Raw genomic sequence first — 21,545 nt, 5'->3', positions numbered from 1 at the left:
AATTTAATACTTTATGGTGTGATGGACAATCTACGACGTAGATTTCTTTTTAAGTAATCCCTTAACGTTGTTGTAGTCTATAAAATACTGCAAACGCAATGAGAAGGTGTTTTGAATGGGTTGATCAAATAGATTATTTAAACTTTCGTCATAGGCAGCAGCAGAACTAGTATCAAAATTAAACAATTGATTTCTATACAATGCCGTTAAAAAGCTACCAGGCGCAAATTGCCATGAATAACTCAAATCGATATTCCAAGTACTAAAATTAATATTGGGATCGTCACCGATATTTTCCCTATTAAAACCAGAATCGGTAGTTAACCTACCATTATCTTGTAGTGTAAACATATCGTAGTCATAATCTACAGTATCCCAATAATGTCTAAAGGTTAATGATAACACATTAAAAGGGTTGAATGTATAGTTTGCAGATATACTGTTGGTAACGATTTGCCTGTTCCGTTCTCCAAAAACAGGTTGGTCATCTACGTTCGTTGCATAGCCGCGATCTCCATTTCTGTGATTAAAATTAATGCGATACACCATAAGAAATTTATCGTTGAAACGCACTCTAGGGCTGATAGAAAAATCATACGTAAACAAATCTCTACCATCTTCAAATAACGAGCCCATATTTGCTCTAATGTCAATAGCAAATACACGATTATAGTTTGTAGAAATCGATCCACCAGTACTCACGAAGTTTTCAAATATGAAAGGACGCCCATCTCGTGATTCAAAATAATCAAACTGTCTTCCTGGCTCTACATTTAATCTAAAGCTGTAGTTGTCTAATTTGGTTGTTGTTGCTCTATAACGACCTCCAAAATTAAATCTTGTGAATACTCCAGGACTTGCTAAACGTCTGTAATTGGCAAATACATTAACCCTATAGCTATTTAGATTTCCTTGTGGCTCAAATATTTGATACGAGGCATCAACTCCAAAATTGTTCAAATTGTTTCTAAACTGAAGTCCGAGATCATTAATCTCAAATTTAGTATCAGCAAAGCGATGGTCAAAACTGTAACGAAGATTTCCCGCTACTTTACCGACAAAGAAGAAAGAACTGGATCCAATTTCAGTATCTGAATTTTGATAATTTACCTGACTAACTTTTCCCTCAACGATAAATTTAAATGTATTTTTTTTATTCACGATATCTGCTCTAGCAGCAGTGACATTGGCATCTCTAAAACTGCCTTCTCTTAAAACGTTCGTATTAATTAAACTTAAGGATGAATTGCCTCTAAATTGTTTATCAACTACTAATATATTATAATTTGTAAATGGTTCTACTACAGCTTCTCGGGTTTCACCAGTATCTTCATTTGTAATACGTCCGATGGTTTTTTCAGTGATGGCATTAAAAATACCAAGTCCCCATCCATTTTTTGTACGCCCAGAAATTTTAAGGGCATTTAATACTTTTACTTCATTGGGACTATCAATCGTCTCGCTATCGGCAAGTTCAACCTCTCCAGTTGGAGCACTACCTATACGTCTGGAAAAAAACAATCCTCCTTTTGAAAACAAGTCAACACCTTCAGTGAAAAATTGGCGTTGCTCAGAAAACGTTTGTTCAAAGGGACCAAGGTTGAGAACAACATTGTCAAACCCTGCTTGACTAAAATCTGGAACTAATGTTGCATCAAGGGTAAAGTTTTCAGTTAAACCATATTTAACGTCCATTCCAAAAGTGACATCTGTTTCTGTTTCACCATCAAACGAATTTGTTATTCCTGTGGCAAAAGGATAAAGAATAAGACGTGTTGGCGGTTTAATGCCTTCTAATCCTTTTAATTCTCCGTGATAGAGTCCAATGGTTCCTTTGGTAATATCCAATGGGTTCCAGGTATATTGAGATCTATATCTTCTAAACTGGCGATGAAACTGCAAACCCCAAGTTGGTGTTTCTTGATTGTCAAAACGCAATGTTCTGTACGGGATTTTCATTTCTAAAGACCAACCATCATCATTGATTTTCACTGCACTATCCCAAACCGCATTCCAGCTAAAGTCTTCACCTATGCTTGGTGATGAGATAGCATCTGCCTGAACTCCAGAACTGAAAACGATAAAATTAGTGTCGTTTTGGGCGTCATTATTTGGGTTCAATACCAAAGTAAAGAAATCTGATTGTCCAAAATTATCCCTAGCAGTTAATTGTTTCATGATGTCTTTTGGATTGTCATAAAGGTATGCTGATACATAAATAGCATCATCATCATAAGTCATTTTCACCTCAGTACGTTCACTTTGTGATAAAGTGACACCCATTTCTGGTCGAAACTGAATGAAGTCTGTTGCTATTTCTGCATTTTTCCAGATGTCGTCATCTAATACGCCATCTATTTTAGGCGCTTTTTCAGTGCGAGTAATGTTAAGTGTCTTTTTTTCTTGTGCATGAATTTGCAGAAAAATAAAAACGAATAAGATGGTTAATGCTGAGCGAAATTGCATTGTAATGTCATGATTTTCTTAGGCATTTGTGTTTACAAAAGCACTAATGGTTGTTAGTTTTGGAAAGGTGTACAAATCTACCGATGCTAATACCCGAATTTTCATAAGCAAACGTTAAAAACCAAATGTTTGTGTTAATCTTTTGGTAAGAGAATCTTAATGTTTTTGTCTGAATTTTTTTACTTACATTAATATTTTTTTCTAAAACACAATACCTTACCAGAAATTTTAGGAATATAACATCAAAGTTACCGATGACAATGCGTGGTGTGCAAAACCAAAACTCTAGAACGACGACGTCAAGATTTAGAGGTGCTTTTCAAAATACAGCAACGCGAACAGAGTTTTTAAAACTCATTAGCGAAAATTTGTCATAGTTTATTGTTTGGAACGCTATTTGATTTATATCAAGTATATTACAATACATTTTATGACATTAGAAAACACTTCAAAAACAAAAAAATTAGCATTAGGGATCTTCTTTGATGCAATAGGTTATGTGTCTATTATATTTCCGCCATTTGATTTTATTTGGGCTCCAGCTTCGGCTTGGTTAATGACCAAACTCTATAAAGGTAGAAAAGGAAAAATTGCAGCAGCTATATCTTTCGTAGAAGAAGCATTGCCGCTTTTAGACGTTATACCAACATTTACATTAATGTGGCTTTATACCTATGTGTTTTCCTCGGAAAAGAAAACGGATGAAACTATCATTGATATTAATTAAATATTTAGGCACTGTAGAGTTTCCTTCTTATCCCAATAAAAACAAAAATCATTACCGAATAGACAATAAAAAAGGGAATGATATAATCTTTCAGTCCTAATACCAAAAGTATAGCGATGAGCAAAAGCTGAAATCCTAATCCAAATGTAGAAATTGCAGTCATAAACCAATTTGGTGTCGTTTTTCCTTTGGATGCGTTTTTATCTAAGGCGTAAATGACTTTATCAAAACCTCCGTAGAGAATCTTATATATTTTAAATAAAATGTTGACGTGACTTTGCTTTTCGCCTTTTAAAGCTTGAGGAGTTTCGTTTTCAAAAACACGACTTGTGGTATCTCCATTGAACTTATTTCTTAAGATTACATAATAGTAATTATACAGTGTGCCTTGAAGTTCAATACCAATAAACGCAAGAACAGTTGCCCAGATATTTGAATTACTAATATGCCAAATAGCTATTAAGATAATGGCATTTAAAATGATATCAGCAACCGAATCTAAATAACGCCCTGTATATGAAGGTGTTTCTTTTATTCGAGCAAGTTCGCCATCTGCCGCATCAAGGATAGATTTGAAAATTAAAAAGAAAGCAGCAGCCCAGAAGTCACCATAGATAATACAGATAACACTTATTAATCCTGAAAGGATAAAAGCAAGAGTTACGTGAATAGGAGTAAAGCCTGTGTTTTTTAAAGATATAGCGATTATTCGTGCAGCTGGTCTTCCATAGTCTGAAAGATCTATAAATTTATGTGCTGTGGGTAATTTTGACATATGGAATCATGTAGATGAAATATGTTGTGGAATATACCAAGTTAATAGTCAAAATACGTTTTATGTGTTTTGATGTAAACCATAGCTTTATTAAATAGTGCCAATCCAATGAGTTCAATAATCTCTGTATCTTGTTTTTGGCTTAAAGCAAAGTCTTTTCCGGTAATAAAAAATATCCTGACCCTATTTTTCAAAAGTACGACTTATTTAGAACGCTTTAGGCTAAGACAGCTTAAATCATAAAATCCCACAAGTTAGTGGGATTTTAGATTCAATGTAAAAAAGGCTTATAGCGTATAATTTAATCCAAAGCTAATATTACGCCCCATATTGAGAATACCATCAGATTTTAATCGTGACAAATGATTAATGAATTGTTCATCTGTGATATTATTTGCTGAAATGGTCACTTCTAATTCCTTTTTAAACACCTCTATTGTACCACCAATACCCGCGCTTAGTAAGTTATAGCCATCGGTTTCAGTTTCAAAAGCATTCACATTATTTTGATCAAAAGTAGAGCTATACTTTACAAAAGCATATCCTTTTTTAATCCATGGTTTTTCAAATTCAACTCTTACGGTATGGTTTAAGGAATTTGCAGGAATTAAAGGTAAGTAGCTATCATCGTCCAACTGTCCAGTAACGGTTTCAAAGCTACTCTCTATATGTAGCCAGTCTAATGGGTGTGGATGAAAATGAAATCCAAATTCTCCACCATATAGTCTCGCATTATCCTGTGCATACAAAAAGACAGGGTCATTTTCTATGAATTCTCCATTCGGACTCAAGAAAATATAATCGTTAATTAAATTATAGAACGCATTAGCAAAAATTTCAACATGCTCATTCTTAAATTCTAAAGCAAAATCTGCTTGAAAGTTTTGTTCATTTTTTAAGTCAATATTTCCAATCTCATAACGGTTTGTGCCTTCATGTGTGCCATCTGAAGCTAGTTCGGCCAAGTTAGGTGCTCTAAATCCGCTAGCCAAATTTAAACGCGCTGTCACCTTATTAAATAGATTTGTTTTTATTCCGAAGGCACCATTAATACTATTAAAATCTCTATCAATTTGAGAGTTAATATTTATATGACGATGGTCAAAACGCGCTCCAAGTTGAATATCTACCTTATCAAAATGGATGTGAGACGTTGCTAAAATTCCAATATCGTTTGTTGTTGCATCTGGTATTAAAAGTTCCTCTCCATAGTTGGTATTAACTTGGCTCATTCCTTGTAAACCAACAATAGTTTCAAATCGCCCAATTTCAGGAAGATTATACCTCACATTGTAATTCAATGTTTTTAACTTCATATGCAGTGCTGCAGCTTCATCTTCTTCAAGTTCTTCCTCCTCATCGTTATGTTCCTCTTCATCATGATCATGGTCTTCAAATTCTTTTCTATCGTTGTAGAGGTAACCTAATGTTATGTCTAGACTAGAATTATTAAAAAACACGGTTGACTTAGAACTAAAGATATGATTGGTTAATTCTTGGAATGGTTCTAAAGGTGTTGTATTTGTGTTTTGGATGCCTATCTCTTCAGGAATACCAAGCTTTGAACGGTTGATGTTGTAACGTAATTCGGTTTTAAACTGATTCTTTTGATAACCAATTCCAGCTTTAAAATCTTGCTCTCTAAAACGTGTATTGGTTACTCTGTAGTTTGCTGTTTCATAATCTGAATGTTCTGAAACACTTGCTCTAAATAAATATCGGAATTCTGATCCAGATGCTTTAAAACCAGCACTCGAATTATAGCCTTTGGTATTACTGAAATAGTTAACGCTAATATTTCCTTCGGAAGAATTTTCAGTAGCAAAACGTTCAGGATTCAAATATAAAACACCGCCAAGCGCATCACTTCCATAGAGTAGAGAAGCGGGTCCTTTGATAACCTCTACACTTTCTATTCCAGCAGCATTAATGCCTAATCCGTGTTCGTCTCCAAATTGCTGATTTTCCAAGCGAACACCTTGTGTGTATACCAAAACGCGATTAGAACTCAATCCTCTAATTACAGGTTTACCAATACTAATACCAGTACTAACACTAGAAACGCCTGCAATATTTGTAATGCCTTCGGATAAATTAATTGCGCCACGCGATTTAAGCTCTTTGATGCTTAGTCGTTCAACTTTCATCACATTTTCACTTTGGAGTTTGTGAAACGGTGTAGAAATGATGATTTCTTCCATTTCAATTGCTGAAGGTTTAAGCTCTATTTTGAGTACTTCGGAAATTGGAAATGTTAAGTTGATTGAGTATGTTTCATATCCAACATATGAAACGACAAGTTTATGAGTTCCATTAGGAATATTTGGAATTTCGAAAATTCCATTTTCACTGCTAACTGTGCCTTTTTCCAATTGTGGAAAATACACATTAACAAATGCCAATTTTCGGTTACTACTAGATTCTGTGATTTCACCTTGTAAGGTGTTTTGTGAAAAAATGCATTGTGATATTATTAAGAATAACACAACAAAAGATATTGCTTTCATGTAAATTGATTTTAATAATTAACTATTATTTTTCTGAGCAGATGCGCTCAGTTTATTCAGTTGTTAATTATTAAAAGGTGGTCCACGGAGTGAGAAATGTAAGCGTTGATAGTCACTTAGGAAATCATAATGATATGCTATGGTTTTATGATTGTTTTCTAAGGAAAACATATCATAATCAACAATTACAGTTGTAGTCTGCGTTTGTAATTTAAATTTATAGAAATCACAATCAATATCTACATTGTGAAAGTGCGTTTGGTACTTGTCTAAACAAACTTCGTGTTTGTGATTGGTTAAGGCATGCGAAAACTTAACAACAGTAGGCACCAATAAAACAAAAGCAAGCATTAATGCTGCTAGCTTAATTGAAACATGTGGTTTTTTTATATCCATCAATTGATAAATTTTCCTAATCCAAATCGTTTTAGCATTTTCTTTTCAAACTCCCAGAAAAACTTGTGCTGACCAAAAAGCCATCCAAAAGTTACGAGAAGAATTTGGTAGAAAATGAGCCCAATGATAATAAATAATACCCAAAAAAGCATGGGATTTAAGTTTTCTTTAGTAATTCCAATGTACTTCATTATTGGTCGTCCAATATACATTGATGATGATCCCGTAGTTGCAAATACAATAAAAATGCGAATCATTTCCCATTTATGCTCAACGACCCATTTCTTTTCTAATTTTTTAAAAAAGAATAAGATTAGTTTTAATAAAGCAATAAAAATAGCTATTGCTAGAATTAATGTAATAGCAATACCGTAAGATTTTGTGACCAATAATGCTAGCATATAAGCACTGTATCCTAAGCCTAATAGACCTAAAAGTGGAAATATAAGTTGCCAGTTTTGTTGTATTTCCCAACGCGTTTTAAAGTTGTCTATCATAGCCGAAATTTGCTATGCAAAGATAATCTAAATTCTTGGTTGAAAGGTGCCCAATTGTTGTTTATGCTTTAACTGAAAATAAATAAAGTAATTGTACAATTTGTAGTTAACATCATAGCCATAATCAATGTTAGAACTATAATCAATTCGCATTTCGTAAAGGCTTGGGTCAAACCTATTTACTTGTATGACTCTACTATTCCATTCTTGTACATAAATTCTATTTCGAGTTTCCATATAAGATTGTGAATAATAACCTTCAGGTCTTGCAATAGATTGCAACCAACCATTAAAACCTGGTTCGATAATAATAATTTCATATTCGATATCCTCGTTGGCAATTCTAACAATATCCTCTTCAGGAACATCATTTTGAGTAGCGTTTTCAGAAATTGAGTTAGACGAACCACAGCTTACTAGGAGTAAAGCAATTATTAAAAGTTGTGTGATGTGTTTCATTGCGTTTTTATTTTTAAAGTTACAAAAATCATTCCTTAGCTTCTTAATAAATGATCTTTTCGATTAATATTTATTTCAAAAATAGAACTAGTTAACTGTTGAGTAAACCACAAATGAGCGAACAGTGGTTTTGAGTGAGTAAACTTTAAACGTTATTTTAAAAAAAAAAAGCCAAACACAAGGTTTGGCTTTTAAATTTATATGATTTAAAAATATTATTTCCCACCAAAAAGTCCGCCAAGTAAACCACCAAGGCCGCCACTTTTTTTCTTAGATCCACCTAACACCATTCCAGCAACATCATCAATAACGCTACCGTCACCATCTGCATCTAATATTTTTTCAAGGAAACCTTGTTCTTCTTTAGGGTCATTACCTCCAAGTAAACCTCCAAGTAAACCTCCTAAGTCATTTGAAGAACTCACTTTGTTTTGTTTTGCTTGTTTTCCTAAAACACCCATTAATATTGGTGCAGCCACTTTAAGTATATTTGCTACCGAACCCATATCTAAACCAGATTTTTCACCAATAATTTTTTCAACACCTTGTTGCCTGTTTCCTAAAACGTGACCAAGAATTTTACTGCCATCTTGTTTAACTTTATCATCAACTCCACCACCAAATAAACCACCAAGGTTGTCTAAGATGCTACCGTCGTGTTTACTGCTAAGTGCTCCCATTAATCCTTCCGCACCTTGAGGTGTAGACGCATTTCGCTCCATTGCTTTCATTAATACAGGTAGAGCCATAGTCAAAACGCTACTAGTTTTGTTTTGATCTGTTCCTGTAGATCCAGATACACCACTAATAATTGTTTTACCAAGGTCACTGTTTAATAAGTCTAAAATTCCTGACATAATTTATTTAAATAAGATTAATATAATTGAACCTTTAATATACAAAAAAAGCCCTAACATTAAGTAGGACTCATTTTTTTCGTTTAGGTCACAATTAGCGATAAACTATTTTAAAATACTAATAATTTGATCAGCTAATTCAGTACCAATTCTATCTTGAGCTTCATTCGTTGCCGCACCTGTATGTGGTGTTAATGATAAAGCAGGATTCATTAATAATTGCATTTCTGGTTTTGGTTCTTTCTCAAAAACATCAAGTGCAGCTCTTGCAACTTTACCGCTTTCAATAGCTTTAACAAGCGCAATTTCATTGACAACGCCACCACGCGCAGCATTAGCGAAAATAACACCATCTTTCATTTGATTAAACTCAGCTTCATCTATAACATAGTCTTTTTGCGCTGGTACATGAAGTGTCAAGAAGTCTGATTGTTTTAAAACATCTTCTTTAGAAATCGTTTTGATTTCAAAGCTTGCCTTTTGACCATCAAAGAATTCTAATTCTAAATTGGCTTTTTCTAAGAAAGGGTCAAATGCAACAACTTTCATTCCTGCTCCAATAGCAACTTTAGCCGTCGCTTGACCAATACGTCCAAAACCTAATACACCTAGTGTCTTACCTTTTAATTCTGTTCCTTTTGCATAGGCCTTCTTTAAGCCTTTAAAATTGGCATCACCTTCTAAGGGCATGTCACGATTTGAGTTATGTAAAAAACGAGCTAAACCATAAAAATGACCAAACACTAACTCTGCTACAGAATGAGAAGATGCGGCAGGTGTATTGATAACATGTAGGCCTTTGCTACGTGCATAATCCACATCGATATTATCCATGCCAACGCCACCACGACCAATAATTTTTAGGCTAGGACAGTTGTCTATGATGTTTTTTCTAACGGTTGTAGCGCTTCGAACTAATATCACAGAAATGTCATTCTCGTTTATATAGTTTTCTAATTGCTCTTGAGCAACTGTTGTTGTTAGGACTTCAAAACCTGCATTTTCTAATGCATCTATTCCACTTTGTGAAACACCGTCGTTTGCTAATACTTTCATGTTTAAGTTTAATATTTTGATTTACGTTTGTGTATTTGACTGTCAATTGTGACTGATTACTACAAACTTTTTTTATGCTTTTCTTTCTAATTCACTCATTACATCTACCAACACACCAACACTTTCTAGTGATAGGGCGTTATACATTGATGCTCTATATCCGCCAACGCTTCTGTGACCATTTAACCCGTTGATTCCTGCCTCTTTTACCATGGTTTCAAAGGTTTCTTTTAAATCTTCATTCGCTAAAGTAAACGTAGCGTTCATAGTAGAACGATCTGCCTTTGTTGCAAAACCTTTAAATAATGGGTTGAGATCAATTTCAGAATAGATTAATTGTGCTTTCTTGTTATTTTCCTTTTCAATTGCAGAAATACCACCTAGATTTTTTAACCACTCTAGGGTTAGCATAGATGTGTAAACAGCAAATACCGGAGGCGTATTGAACATACTGCTTTTTCCTATGTGTTCTTTGTAATCCATCATTGACGGAATCTTACGTGACACTTTCCCTAAAACATCTTCTTTAATAACTACTAGTGTTGTTCCAGCTGGACCCATATTTTTTTGAGCGCCTGCATATATGATGTCAAATTTTGAAAAATCTAACTGACGTGAAAAAATATCGCTACTCATATCACAGATCATTGGGATAGGAGTGTTGGGGAATTTTTTCATCTGAGTACCAAAAATAGTATTATTAGATGTACAGTGAAAATAATCATAATCTACTGGGATATCATATCCTTTCGGAATATAGTTATAGTTAGCATCTTTAGAAGAGGCTACTTCATAAATATCATCATATATTTTAGCTTCTTTAATTGCTTTATCGCTCCAAGTACCTGTGTTCAAGTAGCCTGCACGCTTTTCTAGCATATTGAGCGCCACCATTAAAAACTGAGTACTTGCACCTCCTTGTAAGAATAATGCTTTATAACCTTTACCTTCTAAGCCTAACAATTCTAAAGCCAAAGCTCTAGCATTTTCCATCACGTCAACAAAAGGTTTGCTTCTATGTGAGATTTCTAGTAGGGATAATCCGTTATCAAAATTAATAATTGCTTCTGAAGCTTGTTGAAGGACGCTTCCTGGTAAAACACAAGGCCCTGCACTAAAATTATGTCTTTTCATCTGTTCGATTATATTATAGTTCTTCTATATCTTATTCGGTTTCCGAAGACTCAGAAAACGAATTGAGTTTTCAATCTTCACAAAGGTGGTAAATTCTGTAAAAAAACGCATTAAGATTATCATAATTTATTAACAGATTTTCAACGAAAACGTAATAGTATCAACGTTATCTGCATAATCCCATAGATTTGGTAATTGCGTTTGCCCAAATTTGATTTCATTATCTAAAATCCCGTTAGAAACCACACATTGAATTTGTTCTTTTTTCTCTTGAAGCATTTCTTTTAAATGTGCTTCGGAAGCATAATATTCATAAAACACAGTAGCAATAGGTGAAGAGTAGCTGTCGTCTTCTTTAATCATCAAAAACCCATTTTCGAGTATGTCAAATTCGCTCATTAAGTATACTGCCTTGTTGTAATCATAATTGTTGGCGTATTTATTTTGGTGGATTATTGGATTCCAGGCGTACATGCCTTTAAAGAAGCTCTGGAAATCATAATTTTCAGGTACAAATAGTTTTGAGACATTTCTACAACCTAGCCCGTAGTATCTAAAAATATCTTCGGAAAGTGCTTTAAGCTCATCTTCGGTTTCGTTTCCTGTTAAAACGGCTACCGAATTTCGATTCTTTCTAATAATAGAAGGTTTGTCTTTAAAATAATATTCAAAATACCGCGCAGTATTGTCGCTTCCAGTAGCGATTACAGCATCGAAATCTTCTAGTTTACCTTCAGTAAAGGTGATGCGTCCTTTAAAATCGGGTTCTATATATTCTAAATACTTTGCTAAAAAGGGAAGAAGATGTTTGTCATTCGATGATTGTTTTACCAAAACGTTCTGGCCAGAAAAAAGAACAGATAAAAAATCATGAAAGCCAACTAACGGAATATTTCCTGCCATAATAATAGCAATAGTTTTTAAACTTTCAGTATTAAACTGATACTTACCTAACCACTTGTTAATATTACTTTCTGTCAATTGATTAGACCAACCGTATAATGAAAATAACATATTTTCTTTTGTAAACCAACCGTTATGTTCTTGGGCTAATTTTATTTGGTGAATAAAACCATCAAAGAACAATTCATTATTAGGAATATTATCTTTTTTTTGGATGCCTTCGTTAGTAAATTGACTCAAAAAGTCTCCTAATTTTACAAATGCGTTAATTCTTTGTTGTAAATCCATATTGGGTTTGGTTATACGATGTTTTGGCTTTATTTTTGCAATTGCAAAATTACGCAAACTAGAAATAAAAATTACTATGGCAATTATAATAACCGACGAATGTATTAACTGTGGCGCATGCGAACCAGAATGCCCAAACACAGCTATATACGAAGGAGCTGATGATTGGAGGTATAATGACGGAACGAGTCTAAAAGGCAAGGTCGTATTGCCAAATGGAAATGCTGTAGATGCCGAAGAAGCGCAAGAACCAGTAAGTGACGAGATTTATTTTATCGTACCAGACAAGTGTACAGAGTGTCAAGGATTTCACGAGGAGCCACAATGTGCTGCTGTATGTCCTGTTGACTGTTGTGTGCCTGACGATGACCATGTAGAAACGGTTGAAACATTATTAGGAAAACAACGTTTTATGCATCCTGAAGATTAAATCACTGCTAAAGTGAATTCAGCATAAATAATCGACATTTAATTATAAAAGAAATCCCAAGTTTAGGCTTGGGATTTTTGTTTTAATTACTTTTCCTCAGCATCAAAGGTCTTGAGTTCTGTTGTTGGCGCTAATGTCTCTTTTCCAGTCCAAATATTAGCATCGTATTTACGTAAAGTTTCAAAAGTAACAGTCTTGTTTTCTTTGATGTTTAAGAAATCTGAGGACTCTAGTCTACTAATACTTGAGAACAAGAGTTCTTCTCTACTCATTGTGTTGCCGACAATTTTGAAATTGAATGCCGTTTTGTTTCTGTCTGAACTGTTTTCAATAAACTTTAAAGGTCTATTGATGTAAAAGTATTGTCCAGATTCGCTTTTTATATATCTAGGCTCATAATAATTCTGCTCATTTTTTCTATAAATAATTGTGCCTTGATTTATCTTTTCAATATACTTAACACCTAATATGAGTCTTAAGTTGATTTTTTCACCGCGTTTGCCTTTTGCGTATCGATAATCTATTTTTAAAATAGCGTAGCTATCATCTGAAACATATAAACTTCCCGTGAATCGTGCTCTAGAACGCTTAGGCTTAAATTCAATTAAATAGATTGTTTTGTTATTGACAAGACTTGCGTTTTTTAAGGTGTATTCGTAATTATCTGTGTTTAGCACTTTTCTTAAAATGCTACTGCTACCACTAATTTTTGATTTATTTAATAATGATTCTGTACTGCTGCTTAGGTTTTTGATATCAAACTCATTCGGATTGTCATTTTTGTCATTTTTATTGGTCAAGGATAAAGAATCTTCAATTTTGAACAATCCAGTTTTTAGTTTGTAAGTCTTTGTAGTATCTAAATATCTTAAAACAATATTTTGAGCTTTCTCTTGGATGTTGTCCAAGGAAATATCTTTTTCGGAGTTAATGATTTTTGTGGCTTTTTCTACTTCAAGTTTTTTAGTCATACTGTTTATTATATGTAAATCTCCTGAATAATCCGTGAAGTAAACAAAATTGCCATTTATGATTTCGTTTGACATTTTATTGAGGCTCTCATTCGCATCAACCAGTTGTCGCTTTTTGAAATGCGAGGCTTTATTTACTTTAAATTCTAAATTTTCAAAATCGATATACGAGGATTCTCTATAGAAAAAATTATAGCTTAAAGAGTCGCTCTTATAATTGGCTTTTAAGTTTCTGTTTGCTCTCGAAATGATAGAATCAACATTAGGTCTTCTGTCTGTCAAATACACAGCATTCAATTCATTAATAGCAGGTAATAGCTTTATGATGTAATCTGAAGCTTTAAGTTCATCAATAGTCATTGTTAGAGATTGATAACCTAAGCAGGAGAGTTCTATGGTATTAGAAGCGACATCCTGCATGTCGATAATAAAAACACCTTCATCATTGGAGATGACTCCCTTGAACTCTGCTGTTTGAACAGCAACAAAGGATACCGGCTTATTAGTAGATTTATCTAAAATTTTTACTGAGAGTTCTTGAGCGCCTATAAAAGATATTAAGAATAAAAATACACTTAAGAAAAAATACGTTTTCATGATTGATGGTTTTATTATAGTGACGAAGGTAGTTTGATTTTGTTACGTTAACTGAAATGATTTTTTATTTAAAACAACAAGATATTTAACTACATTTGCAATCGCAAAATCACAAATTATGAAAGCCGGAATTGTAGGATTACCAAACGTAGGAAAATCAACTTTATTTAACTGTTTATCTAATGCCAAGGCGCAAAGTGCTAACTTTCCGTTTTGTACAATCGAACCTAATATTGGGGTGGTGAATGTGCCAGACCCAAGACTTCAAAAATTAGAGACGCTAGTAAACCCTGAACGTGTTTTACCAGCAACCGTAGAGATTGTTGATATTGCAGGTTTAGTAAAAGGTGCGAGTAAAGGTGAAGGTTTGGGGAATCAGTTCTTAGGAAATATTCGTGAGACTGACGCTATTCTTCACGTATTGCGTTGCTTTGATAATGATAATATTATCCATGTTGATGGAAGCGTAGATCCTATTCGCGACAAGGAAACTATCGATATGGAATTGCAACTTAAAGATTTAGAAACGGTCGATAAAAAACTGGACAAGGTTAAGCGTGCTGCAAAAACTGGAAATAAAGAGGCTCAAAAGGAAGAGGCAATATTGTTAAAATTGAAAGCAGGTCTTGAGGCTGGAACATCAGTTAGAGCATTAGAGTTTAGTGATGAAGATCAAGAAGAATTCGTGAAACCAGCACAATTGATTACTGCAAAACCTGTGATGTATGTCTGTAATGTAGATGAAGAAGGCGCAGTATCTGGTAATGCTTATGTCGATCTGGTAAAAGATGCCGTAAAAGACGAAAATGCTGAAGTATTAGTCTTAGCTGTAGGTACAGAAGCTGATATTAATGAATTAGACGACTACGAAGAACGCCAAATGTTTCTTCAAGATATCGGATTGGATGAACCAGGATCAGCAAAGTTAATTCGTTCTGCTTATAAGTTGTTAAATCAACAAACCTATTTCACGGCAGGTGTTAAAGAAGTTCGTGCTTGGACTGTTAATGTTGGAGCTACTGGACCGCAAGCTGCGGGAGTTATTCATACCGATTTTGAAAAAGGTTTCATTAGAGCTGAAGTTATCGCTTATAATGACTATGTTGAATACGGAAGCGAATCTAAAGTCAAAGAAGCTGGCAAAATGCGTGTCGAAGGAAAGAATTACATCGTGAAAGATGGTGATGTAATGCATTTCTTGTTTAATGTTTAAATAGAAAATAAACCGCTTCATTTTCAGAATCAGGAATCAAGACAATTAATGTCATAGAGAACTTGTCTTTCAGTAGATAAGGAAGAAGGGCGTGTCAATCTCACAATTGGAATAAGATGCCACTAATCGAAATCAAAACACGTATCAATGCAGATCTCCAAACATGTTTTGATTTATCGCGTAATATTGATTTTCATAAAGCTTCATTAGAACATTCTAATGAAAAAGCCATTGCAGGTAAAACTTCTGGTTTAATAGAATTAGGAGAGTGGGTGACTTGGGAAGCCAAACACTTCGGATTTACACAGCAACTCACATCTAAAATCACCCAATTCGATAGTCCTAACTACTTTGTAGACGAAATGGTTTCAGGTGCGTTTAAATCTTTTAAACATGAGCATGTTTTTTCTTCCAAAGAAAATAAAACGCTAATGATTGACAGGTTTCATTTTCAATCGCCTTATGGTATCTTCGGAAGAGTCGCTAATGTATTATTTCTAAAACGTTATATGACCAATTTATTATCGACTAGAAATGCGTTTTTAAAGCAAAAAGCGGAAGAAATATCTGACAATCAATAAAACGGCAATGTTCTCAACAATATTGAATGTTTATTGTTAATTACTTTGTGTGAACCCTGTTTCATTTTTTGTAACGTTGTGTTATATTAGCGTCCTATCTAATTTTTTCACTTATTTATGTCGCAAGAAACCAAATATACCGAAGATAATATACGCTCGCTCGATTGGAAGGAACACATCCGAATGCGACCTGGTATGTATATTGGTAAATTAGGTGATGGTTCGTCTCCTGATGATGGTATTTATATTCTGGTTAAAGAAGTATTAGATAACTCTATTGACGAGTATGTCATGGGAGCAGGAAAAACTATTGATATCTCTATTCAAGGGAATAAAGTGATTGTACGCGATTATGGTCGTGGGATTCCACTAGGGAAAGTTGTCGATGTGGTGTCAAAAATGAATACTGGTGGAAAGTACGATTCTCGTGCATTTAAAAAATCGGTTGGATTAAACGGAGTTGGTACTAAAGCTGTAAACGCCTTATCTAATTATTTTAGAGTAGAATCTAATCGTGATGGAAAATCGGCTTCAGCCGAATTTGAACAAGGAAATCTTAGGAATCAGGATTTATTAGATGATACCTCGCGAAGAAAAGGAACTAAAGTCTCTTTTATTCCAGACGATACCATTTTTAAAAATTACAAATATCGTAATGAGTATGTTATAAAAATGCTCAAGAACTACGTGTATTTGAACCCTGGGTTAACCATCATGTTTAATGGTGAGAAATATTATAGTGAAAACGGACTTAAAGATTTATTATCTGAAAACATAACGGAATCGGATAGGCTCTATGATATTATCCATATAAAAGGAGATGATATCGAAGTCGCATTGACACATAGTAAAACACAATATAGTGAAGAGTATCATAGTTTTGTTAACGGACAAAACACAACGCAAGGAGGGACGCATTTAACGGCTTTTCGTGAAGCTTTGGTGAGAACGATTCGAGAGTACTACGGGAAAAATTATGAAGCTTCTGATATTAGAAAATCGATAGTATCTGCAATTTCCATAAAAGTAATGGAGCCTATTTTTGAGAGTCAGACGAAAACAAAATTAGGATCTACAGATATGGGAGGTGATTTACCAACGGTAAGAACTCATATCAATGATTTTTTGAAACGCTATCTGGATAATTACTTGCATAAAAATCCGGATGCAGCAGAAAAGATTCAACGAAAGATTCTTCAGGCAGAACGTGAGCGTAAAGAACTTTCCGGAATTAGAAAGCTAGCAAAGGATCGCGCTAAGAAAGCCAGTCTTCACAATAAAAAATTAAGAGATTGTCGCGTACATTTTGGAGATGCAAAGAACCCACGAAACTTAGAAACAACCTTATTTATTACAGAGGGAGATTCGGCTTCAGGAAGTATTACAAAATCTCGAGATGTGAATACTCAAGCTGTTTTCAGTTTAAAAGGGAAACCACTTAACTGTTACGGTTTAAGTAAAAAGATTGTTTACGAAAACGAAGAATTTAATCTCTTACAAGCTGCATTAAATATTGAAGAGTCTCTTGAAGATTTGCGATATAATAATGTAGTAATTGCTACTGATGCTGATGTTGATGGTATGCATATTAGATTGTTATTGATTACGTTCTTTTTACAGTTTTTTCCTGAAGTGATTAAAGAAGGGCATTTGTATATTTTACAAACACCTTTATTTAGGGTTCGTAATAAAAAGAAGACTATTTATTGTTACTCTCAAGATGAACGACGAAGTGCCGTTCAAGAATTAAAACCTAAACCAGAAATAACACGATTTAAAGGTCTTGGTGAAATTTCACCTGATGAGTTTGTGCATTTTATTGGGGATGATATACGTTTGGATCCTGTAATGCTTGATAAGGACATGTCTATTGAAGAATTGTTGTCTTTCTATATGGGAAAAAATACGCCAACCCGTCAGGAGTTTATTATTGAGAATTTGAAAGTTGAGTTGGATATCATAGATGAAGAGGACAATTAATGAGAATCAATAATTCCAAAGTAAAAAACACTATAATATCGGTATATTTTATATTGATAGTATTGGCTATTGTTTCGGCAACGCTATTTAAATCCTTTAGTGATGTAACCAAAAACCGGACCCTTACTTATATTCTCATTGTTTTTGGTTTTGCAATACTTTTTTTTATTGTTCACTTTGTTTCAAAATATTTTGAATATGATAGCGACGGATTAAAGGTTGTCGTTATCAATAGAGGTTTGTTGCTCACGGATAAGTTTAATTACAGAGAACATAAAGCAGAATTTGATAAAGAACAATTATATGGTTATAAATTCAGTAATTATTTTGTTTATAAAACACTAAAACTGTATTTAAAAGATAGTAAAGGGAAAAAGAAAACTGTTAAATTTAACGCGACTTTGGTCTCCAGAAAAAAGAGACGCTACATTAGGCAATCGTTAAGTAAAATCGTTAAAAACAATAAAAAAGAAGCATAGATTAATGAGTGAAGATCACAATGATAAAATAGATAATCAAGACGAACCACAAGAAAGTATTACGAGAGTTACTGGTATGTACAAGGATTGGTTTCTTGATTATGCATCTTACGTAATTCTTGAACGTGCAGTTCCAGCAATTGAGGATGGTTTTAAACCTGTGCAACGTCGTATCATGCATTCCATGAAAGATCTAGACGATGGGAGATATAATAAGGTGGCCAATATTGTTGGTCACACGATGCAGTACCATCCACATGGTGATGCTAGTATCGCTGATGCTATGGTGCAAATTGGACAGAAAGACCTCTTAATTGATACCCAAGGCAACTGGGGAAATATTCTTACTGGAGATAGGGCGGCAGCAGCACGTTATATCGAAGCTCGTATTTCTAAATTTGGTTTAGATGTTGTTTACAACCCAAAAATAACACAATGGCAATCAAGCTATGATGGTCGTCGTAAAGAACCTGTCAACCTTCCTGTCATGTTTCCGTTGTTATTGGCTCAAGGAGGTGAAGGAATTGCTGTTGGACTATCAACCAAAATATTACCACATAATTTTATTGAACTTATTGATGCTTCTGTGAAGCATCTCCAAGGAAAGCGTTTTACAATAGTTCCAGATTTCCCAACGGCTGGTATTGCTGATGTATCTAATTATAACGATGGATTACGAGGCGGGAAAGTTAGAGTGCGTGCAAAAATCTCGCAGTTGGATAAAAACACCTTGGTGATTACCGAAATTCCTTTTGGAACCAATACATCGTCTTTGATTGATTCTATTCTGAAAGCAAACGATAAAGGGAAAATAAAAGTTAAAAAGATTGAAGATAATACTGCTGCAAATGTAGAAATATTGGTGCATTTACCTGGCGGAATTTCACCAGATAAAACTATCGATGCCTTATATGCATTTACCAATTGCGAATCCTCAATTTCGCCTTTAGGCTGTGTGATTGAAGATAACAAACCTTTTTTTGTTGGTGTTTCGGAAATGTTGAGACGTTCAACTGATAATACGGTTCAGCTTCTGAAAAGTGAATTAGAAATTAAACTTAGTGAGTTTCAAGAACAGTGGCATTTTGCGTCTTTAGAACGCATATTTATTGAAAAACGTATCTATCGTGATATTGAAGAAGAAGAAACTTGGGATGGTGTGATTAATGCCATCGATAAAGGTTTAAAGCCACACGTCAAACATTTAAAACGTGCTATTACAGTAGAAGATATTACACGATTGACAGAAATTCGAATTAAACGTATTTCAAAATTCGATATTGATAAAGCACAGCAAAAAATTGATGCGCTTGAAGATCAAATTGCTGAGGTAAAACATCATTTAGCACACCTAATTGAATATGCAATTGCCTATTTCCAACGTCTTAAAAAAGAGTACGGAAAAGGTCGTGAGCGTAAAACTGAAATTAGAACATTTGAAGATGTAGACGCCACAAAAGTGATTATTCGAAATACGAAATTATACGTCAATCGAGCAGAAGGTTTTATAGGAACATCACTACGTAAAGATGAATATGTTTGTGATTGTAGTGATATTGATGATATCATTGTGTTTACTAACGATGGTAAGATGATGGTCACCAAAGTGGATAGTAAAACCTTTATAGGTAAAGATATTATTCACGTTGCTGTATTTAAGAAAAAAGACAAACGTACCATTTATAACTTGATTTATCGTGATGGCGCTAAAGGTCCTGCTTATGTAAAACGGTTTGCAGTAACCTCTATGACACGAGATAAAGAATACGATTTAACTAATGGCAATAAAAGCTCTAAGCTCTGGTATTTTTCTGCCAATCCTAATGGGGAAGCTGAAGTGATTACTGTGTATTTGCGTCAGGTTGGAGGTATTAAAAAGTTAAAATGGGATTTAGATTTTGCAGAAGTACTCATTAAAGGTAGGGCTTCAAAAGGAAACACAGTCACTAAGCATCCTATAAAGAAAATAGAACTCAAGGAAAAAGGTGTTTCTACATTAAAGCCACGTAAAATTTGGTTTGACGATACGGTTCAGCGTCTTAATGTTGACGATAGAGGTGAGCTTATTGGAGAATTTAGAGGTGAAGATCGCTTATTGATTATTAGTCAATCTGGAGTTGTGAAAACAATTCTACCAGAGTTGTCAACTCATTTTGATGACGATATGATTGTTTTGGAAAAATGGATTCCGAAGAAACCAATATCAGTTATTTATTATAATGGAGAAAAAGAGATGTATTATGTAAAGCGTTTCTTGATTGAGAACGAGGGAAGAGAGGAGACTTTTATTTCTGAACATGCAGATTCACAACTCGAAATAGTATCGACCGATTGGAAGCCAATGGCAGACATAGAATTCAAAAAAGAACGAGGTAAAGAACGAAAAGATAATGAAACCATTAATCTAGAAGAATTTATTTCGATTAAAGGCGTTTCAGCTTTGGGGAATCAGCTTACAAAAGAGAAAGTAAATCAAGTAAGTTTATTAGATTCGTTGCCTTATGAAGCACCAGAAGAATTGCCTGCGGCGGAGATTGAAGTAGTTGATGAAACTGTCGAGTCGCCTGAGTCTAAAACGATTTCCGAACGTAAAAATCAAGAGTCAACTACGGAAGAGTCTAAAGATGATGAAGCATCTGACTTAGATGATCAAGGTCAGATTACGTTATTTTAAAAAATATTATATTTGAAGTATGAAATTGTCTTCAATAGTTCTATCATTTATTATTTTAGTCCAAAGTAGTGGATTATCAATGAATGATATTATCCAAATGGATGAGTTTATTGAACATGCGCAATTTCATAATCAACAATACGGAGACAATATACTTGTATTTGTATCTAAACATTACGGAGCATTAAAAATTGATCACGATATAGAGCATAAAGAAGAGAGTAGTGATCATGAAAAGTTACCATTTCAGTATAATATTCATATGTCAAGTACTGTAATGCTTTTGTTAATATCGCCTCACAGTATTGAATTAAAAGCACCAGATTTTTTTGAGATTGAATCATCTAATTTCTACTATAAAGCATTGTCTTCATCTCAATATTCCCGAGAATTGTTTCAGCCACCAAGGCTTTCTTAATATAGTTATCACTTGCAATACAAGTCGTATTTGTTAGCATTTGTATTTGGTTTCTAATACATAGAATGTAATTCCCAAATCTATTTAAAATTAGTGATAGTTAATCGTAACTACTGAACTAACTAGATAAGGGATAA

The 21,545-nt window shown here is 34.0% G+C and carries 21 protein-coding genes; 9 read left to right on the top strand and 12 right to left on the bottom strand.

The window, feature by feature from the left end; genetic code table 11:
- Positions 1-30: 30 nt before the first annotated feature.
- Positions 31-2,466: a DUF5916 domain-containing protein gene (locus V7719_RS06565; protein ID WP_335729086.1), complete on the bottom strand. Its 2,436-nt coding sequence runs from the start codon at positions 2,464-2,466 to the stop codon at positions 31-33.
- Between the two features lie 254 nt (positions 2,467-2,720).
- Between V7719_RS06565 and V7719_RS06560 the strand changes: the two genes are divergently transcribed.
- Both V7719_RS06560 and V7719_RS06555 read left to right on the top strand, forming a co-directional pair.
- Entirely contained in the window at positions 2,721-2,843 is a 123-nt protein-coding gene (locus V7719_RS06560; protein WP_442969060.1) for a GTP cyclohydrolase I, read from the top strand.
- 53 nt (positions 2,844-2,896) lie between these two features.
- On the top strand, positions 2,897-3,193 hold the full coding sequence (locus V7719_RS06555; protein WP_335729085.1) for a hypothetical protein: 297 nt from the start codon (positions 2,897-2,899) through the stop codon (positions 3,191-3,193).
- Positions 3,194-3,197: 4 nt separating this feature from the next.
- On the opposite strand, the gene V7719_RS06550 is transcribed toward V7719_RS06555, so the two are convergent.
- The 10 genes from V7719_RS06550 to V7719_RS06505 form a co-directional block, all read right to left on the bottom strand.
- Positions 3,198-3,968 (bottom strand): CDP-alcohol phosphatidyltransferase family protein, encoded by a 771-nt coding sequence (locus V7719_RS06550; protein ID WP_335729084.1) that lies wholly within the window; start codon positions 3,966-3,968, stop codon positions 3,198-3,200.
- A 41-nt stretch (positions 3,969-4,009) separates the two neighbouring features.
- Complete coding sequence (locus tag V7719_RS06545; RefSeq protein ID WP_335729083.1) at positions 4,010-4,162, bottom strand: hypothetical protein; 153 nt, start codon at positions 4,160-4,162, stop codon at positions 4,010-4,012.
- 93 nt (positions 4,163-4,255) lie between these two features.
- Entirely contained in the window at positions 4,256-6,475 is a 2,220-nt protein-coding gene (locus tag V7719_RS06540; protein ID WP_335729082.1) for a TonB-dependent receptor, read from the bottom strand.
- 63 nt (positions 6,476-6,538) lie between these two features.
- On the bottom strand, positions 6,539-6,871 hold the full coding sequence (locus V7719_RS06535; RefSeq protein WP_335729081.1) for a hypothetical protein: 333 nt from the start codon (positions 6,869-6,871) through the stop codon (positions 6,539-6,541).
- Complete coding sequence (locus V7719_RS06530; RefSeq protein ID WP_335729080.1) at positions 6,871-7,368, bottom strand: DUF6787 family protein; 498 nt, start codon at positions 7,366-7,368, stop codon at positions 6,871-6,873. Before V7719_RS06530 ends, V7719_RS06535 begins: the two co-directional genes overlap by 1 nt.
- Before the next feature lie 27 nt (positions 7,369-7,395).
- Complete coding sequence (locus V7719_RS06525) at positions 7,396-7,827, bottom strand: DUF6146 family protein (RefSeq protein WP_335729079.1); 432 nt, start codon at positions 7,825-7,827, stop codon at positions 7,396-7,398.
- A 215-nt stretch (positions 7,828-8,042) separates the two neighbouring features.
- The gene (locus tag V7719_RS06520) at positions 8,043-8,684 is read right to left on the bottom strand and encodes a DUF937 domain-containing protein (RefSeq protein ID WP_335729078.1); all 642 of its coding nucleotides are present in this window, start codon (positions 8,682-8,684) and stop codon (positions 8,043-8,045) included.
- A gap of 105 nt (positions 8,685-8,789) precedes the next feature.
- Entirely contained in the window at positions 8,790-9,740 is a 951-nt protein-coding gene (locus V7719_RS06515) for a D-2-hydroxyacid dehydrogenase (protein ID WP_335729077.1), read from the bottom strand.
- 72 nt (positions 9,741-9,812) lie between these two features.
- Positions 9,813-10,874 carry a 3-phosphoserine/phosphohydroxythreonine transaminase gene (gene serC, locus V7719_RS06510; RefSeq protein WP_335729076.1) on the bottom strand — a complete coding sequence of 354 codons (1,062 nt, stop codon included), beginning with the start codon at positions 10,872-10,874 and terminating at the stop codon, positions 9,813-9,815.
- A gap of 129 nt (positions 10,875-11,003) precedes the next feature.
- On the bottom strand, positions 11,004-12,065 hold the full coding sequence (locus V7719_RS06505; protein WP_335729075.1) for an acyl-CoA reductase: 1,062 nt from the start codon (positions 12,063-12,065) through the stop codon (positions 11,004-11,006).
- 76 nt (positions 12,066-12,141) lie between these two features.
- On the opposite strand from V7719_RS06505, the gene V7719_RS06500 reads away from it, so the two are divergent.
- Positions 12,142-12,495, top strand: a complete 354-nt coding sequence (locus V7719_RS06500) for a 4Fe-4S dicluster domain-containing protein (protein ID WP_335729074.1) — start codon at positions 12,142-12,144, stop codon at positions 12,493-12,495.
- An 86-nt stretch (positions 12,496-12,581) separates the two neighbouring features.
- Here V7719_RS06500 and V7719_RS06495 read toward each other — a convergent pair whose 3' ends face one another.
- Positions 12,582-14,063 (bottom strand): carboxypeptidase-like regulatory domain-containing protein, encoded by a 1,482-nt coding sequence (locus V7719_RS06495; protein WP_335729073.1) that lies wholly within the window; start codon positions 14,061-14,063, stop codon positions 12,582-12,584.
- Positions 14,064-14,181: 118 nt separating this feature from the next.
- On the opposite strand from V7719_RS06495, the gene ychF reads away from it, so the two are divergent.
- From ychF to V7719_RS06465, 6 genes are all read left to right on the top strand, one after another.
- The gene (gene ychF / locus V7719_RS06490) at positions 14,182-15,276 is read left to right on the top strand and encodes a redox-regulated ATPase YchF (protein WP_335729072.1); all 1,095 of its coding nucleotides are present in this window, start codon (positions 14,182-14,184) and stop codon (positions 15,274-15,276) included.
- Positions 15,277-15,392: 116 nt separating this feature from the next.
- A complete protein-coding gene (locus V7719_RS06485) occupies positions 15,393-15,857 on the top strand; it encodes an SRPBCC family protein (RefSeq protein WP_335729071.1) in 465 nt (154 codons plus the stop codon).
- 117 nt (positions 15,858-15,974) lie between these two features.
- Entirely contained in the window at positions 15,975-17,837 is a 1,863-nt protein-coding gene (locus V7719_RS06480) for a DNA topoisomerase IV subunit B (RefSeq protein WP_335729070.1), read from the top strand.
- Complete coding sequence (locus V7719_RS06475) at positions 17,837-18,316, top strand: hypothetical protein (RefSeq protein WP_335729069.1); 480 nt, start codon at positions 17,837-17,839, stop codon at positions 18,314-18,316. Before V7719_RS06480 ends, V7719_RS06475 begins: the two co-directional genes overlap by 1 nt.
- 4 nt (positions 18,317-18,320) lie before the next feature.
- Positions 18,321-20,990, top strand: coding sequence for a DNA gyrase/topoisomerase IV subunit A (locus V7719_RS06470; RefSeq protein ID WP_335729068.1), 2,670 nt, complete (start codon positions 18,321-18,323; stop codon positions 20,988-20,990).
- Positions 20,991-21,009: 19 nt separating this feature from the next.
- Entirely contained in the window at positions 21,010-21,408 is a 399-nt protein-coding gene (locus tag V7719_RS06465; RefSeq protein ID WP_335729067.1) for a hypothetical protein, read from the top strand.
- The last annotated feature ends 137 nt before the right edge of the window (positions 21,409-21,545 follow it).

The sequence above is a fragment of the Psychroserpens sp. genome, from assembly GCF_036960315.1.
In the GTDB taxonomy this organism is placed as follows: Bacteria; Bacteroidota; Bacteroidia; order Flavobacteriales; family Flavobacteriaceae; genus Psychroserpens.
The sequence above is the reverse complement of the archived record's forward strand: the minus strand, read 5'-3'. Positions and strand labels throughout refer to the sequence as shown.

What these genes read in the sequence shown, in the direction of transcription:
- V7719_RS06550 (WP_335729084.1), bottom strand. Translation starts at nt 3,968, where the DNA reads ATGTCAAAATTACCCACAGCACATAAATTTATAGATCTTTCAGACTAT.
- V7719_RS06560 (WP_442969060.1), top strand. Translation starts at nt 2,721, where the DNA reads ATGACAATGCGTGGTGTGCAAAACCAAAACTCTAGAACGACGACGTCA.
- V7719_RS06515 (WP_335729077.1), bottom strand. Translation starts at nt 9,740, where the DNA reads ATGAAAGTATTAGCAAACGACGGTGTTTCACAAAGTGGAATAGATGCA.
- V7719_RS06565 (WP_335729086.1), bottom strand. Translation starts at nt 2,466, where the DNA reads ATGCAATTTCGCTCAGCATTAACCATCTTATTCGTTTTTATTTTTCTG.
- V7719_RS06485 (WP_335729071.1), top strand. Translation starts at nt 15,393, where the DNA reads ATGCCACTAATCGAAATCAAAACACGTATCAATGCAGATCTCCAAACA.
- V7719_RS06475 (WP_335729069.1), top strand. Translation starts at nt 17,837, where the DNA reads ATGAGAATCAATAATTCCAAAGTAAAAAACACTATAATATCGGTATAT.
- V7719_RS06465 (WP_335729067.1), top strand. Translation starts at nt 21,010, where the DNA reads ATGAAATTGTCTTCAATAGTTCTATCATTTATTATTTTAGTCCAAAGT.
- V7719_RS06520 (WP_335729078.1), bottom strand. Translation starts at nt 8,684, where the DNA reads ATGTCAGGAATTTTAGACTTATTAAACAGTGACCTTGGTAAAACAATT.
- V7719_RS06505 (WP_335729075.1), bottom strand. Translation starts at nt 12,065, where the DNA reads ATGGATTTACAACAAAGAATTAACGCATTTGTAAAATTAGGAGACTTT.
- V7719_RS06530 (WP_335729080.1), bottom strand. Translation starts at nt 7,368, where the DNA reads ATGATAGACAACTTTAAAACGCGTTGGGAAATACAACAAAACTGGCAA.
- V7719_RS06535 (WP_335729081.1), bottom strand. Translation starts at nt 6,871, where the DNA reads ATGGATATAAAAAAACCACATGTTTCAATTAAGCTAGCAGCATTAATG.
- V7719_RS06555 (WP_335729085.1), top strand. Translation starts at nt 2,897, where the DNA reads ATGACATTAGAAAACACTTCAAAAACAAAAAAATTAGCATTAGGGATC.
- V7719_RS06540 (WP_335729082.1), bottom strand. Translation starts at nt 6,475, where the DNA reads ATGAAAGCAATATCTTTTGTTGTGTTATTCTTAATAATATCACAATGC.
- V7719_RS06525 (WP_335729079.1), bottom strand. Translation starts at nt 7,827, where the DNA reads ATGAAACACATCACACAACTTTTAATAATTGCTTTACTCCTAGTAAGC.
- V7719_RS06470 (WP_335729068.1), top strand. Translation starts at nt 18,321, where the DNA reads ATGAGTGAAGATCACAATGATAAAATAGATAATCAAGACGAACCACAA.
- ychF (WP_335729072.1), top strand. Translation starts at nt 14,182, where the DNA reads ATGAAAGCCGGAATTGTAGGATTACCAAACGTAGGAAAATCAACTTTA.
- V7719_RS06480 (WP_335729070.1), top strand. Translation starts at nt 15,975, where the DNA reads ATGTCGCAAGAAACCAAATATACCGAAGATAATATACGCTCGCTCGAT.
- V7719_RS06495 (WP_335729073.1), bottom strand. Translation starts at nt 14,063, where the DNA reads ATGAAAACGTATTTTTTCTTAAGTGTATTTTTATTCTTAATATCTTTT.
- V7719_RS06500 (WP_335729074.1), top strand. Translation starts at nt 12,142, where the DNA reads ATGGCAATTATAATAACCGACGAATGTATTAACTGTGGCGCATGCGAA.
- serC (WP_335729076.1), bottom strand. Translation starts at nt 10,874, where the DNA reads ATGAAAAGACATAATTTTAGTGCAGGGCCTTGTGTTTTACCAGGAAGC.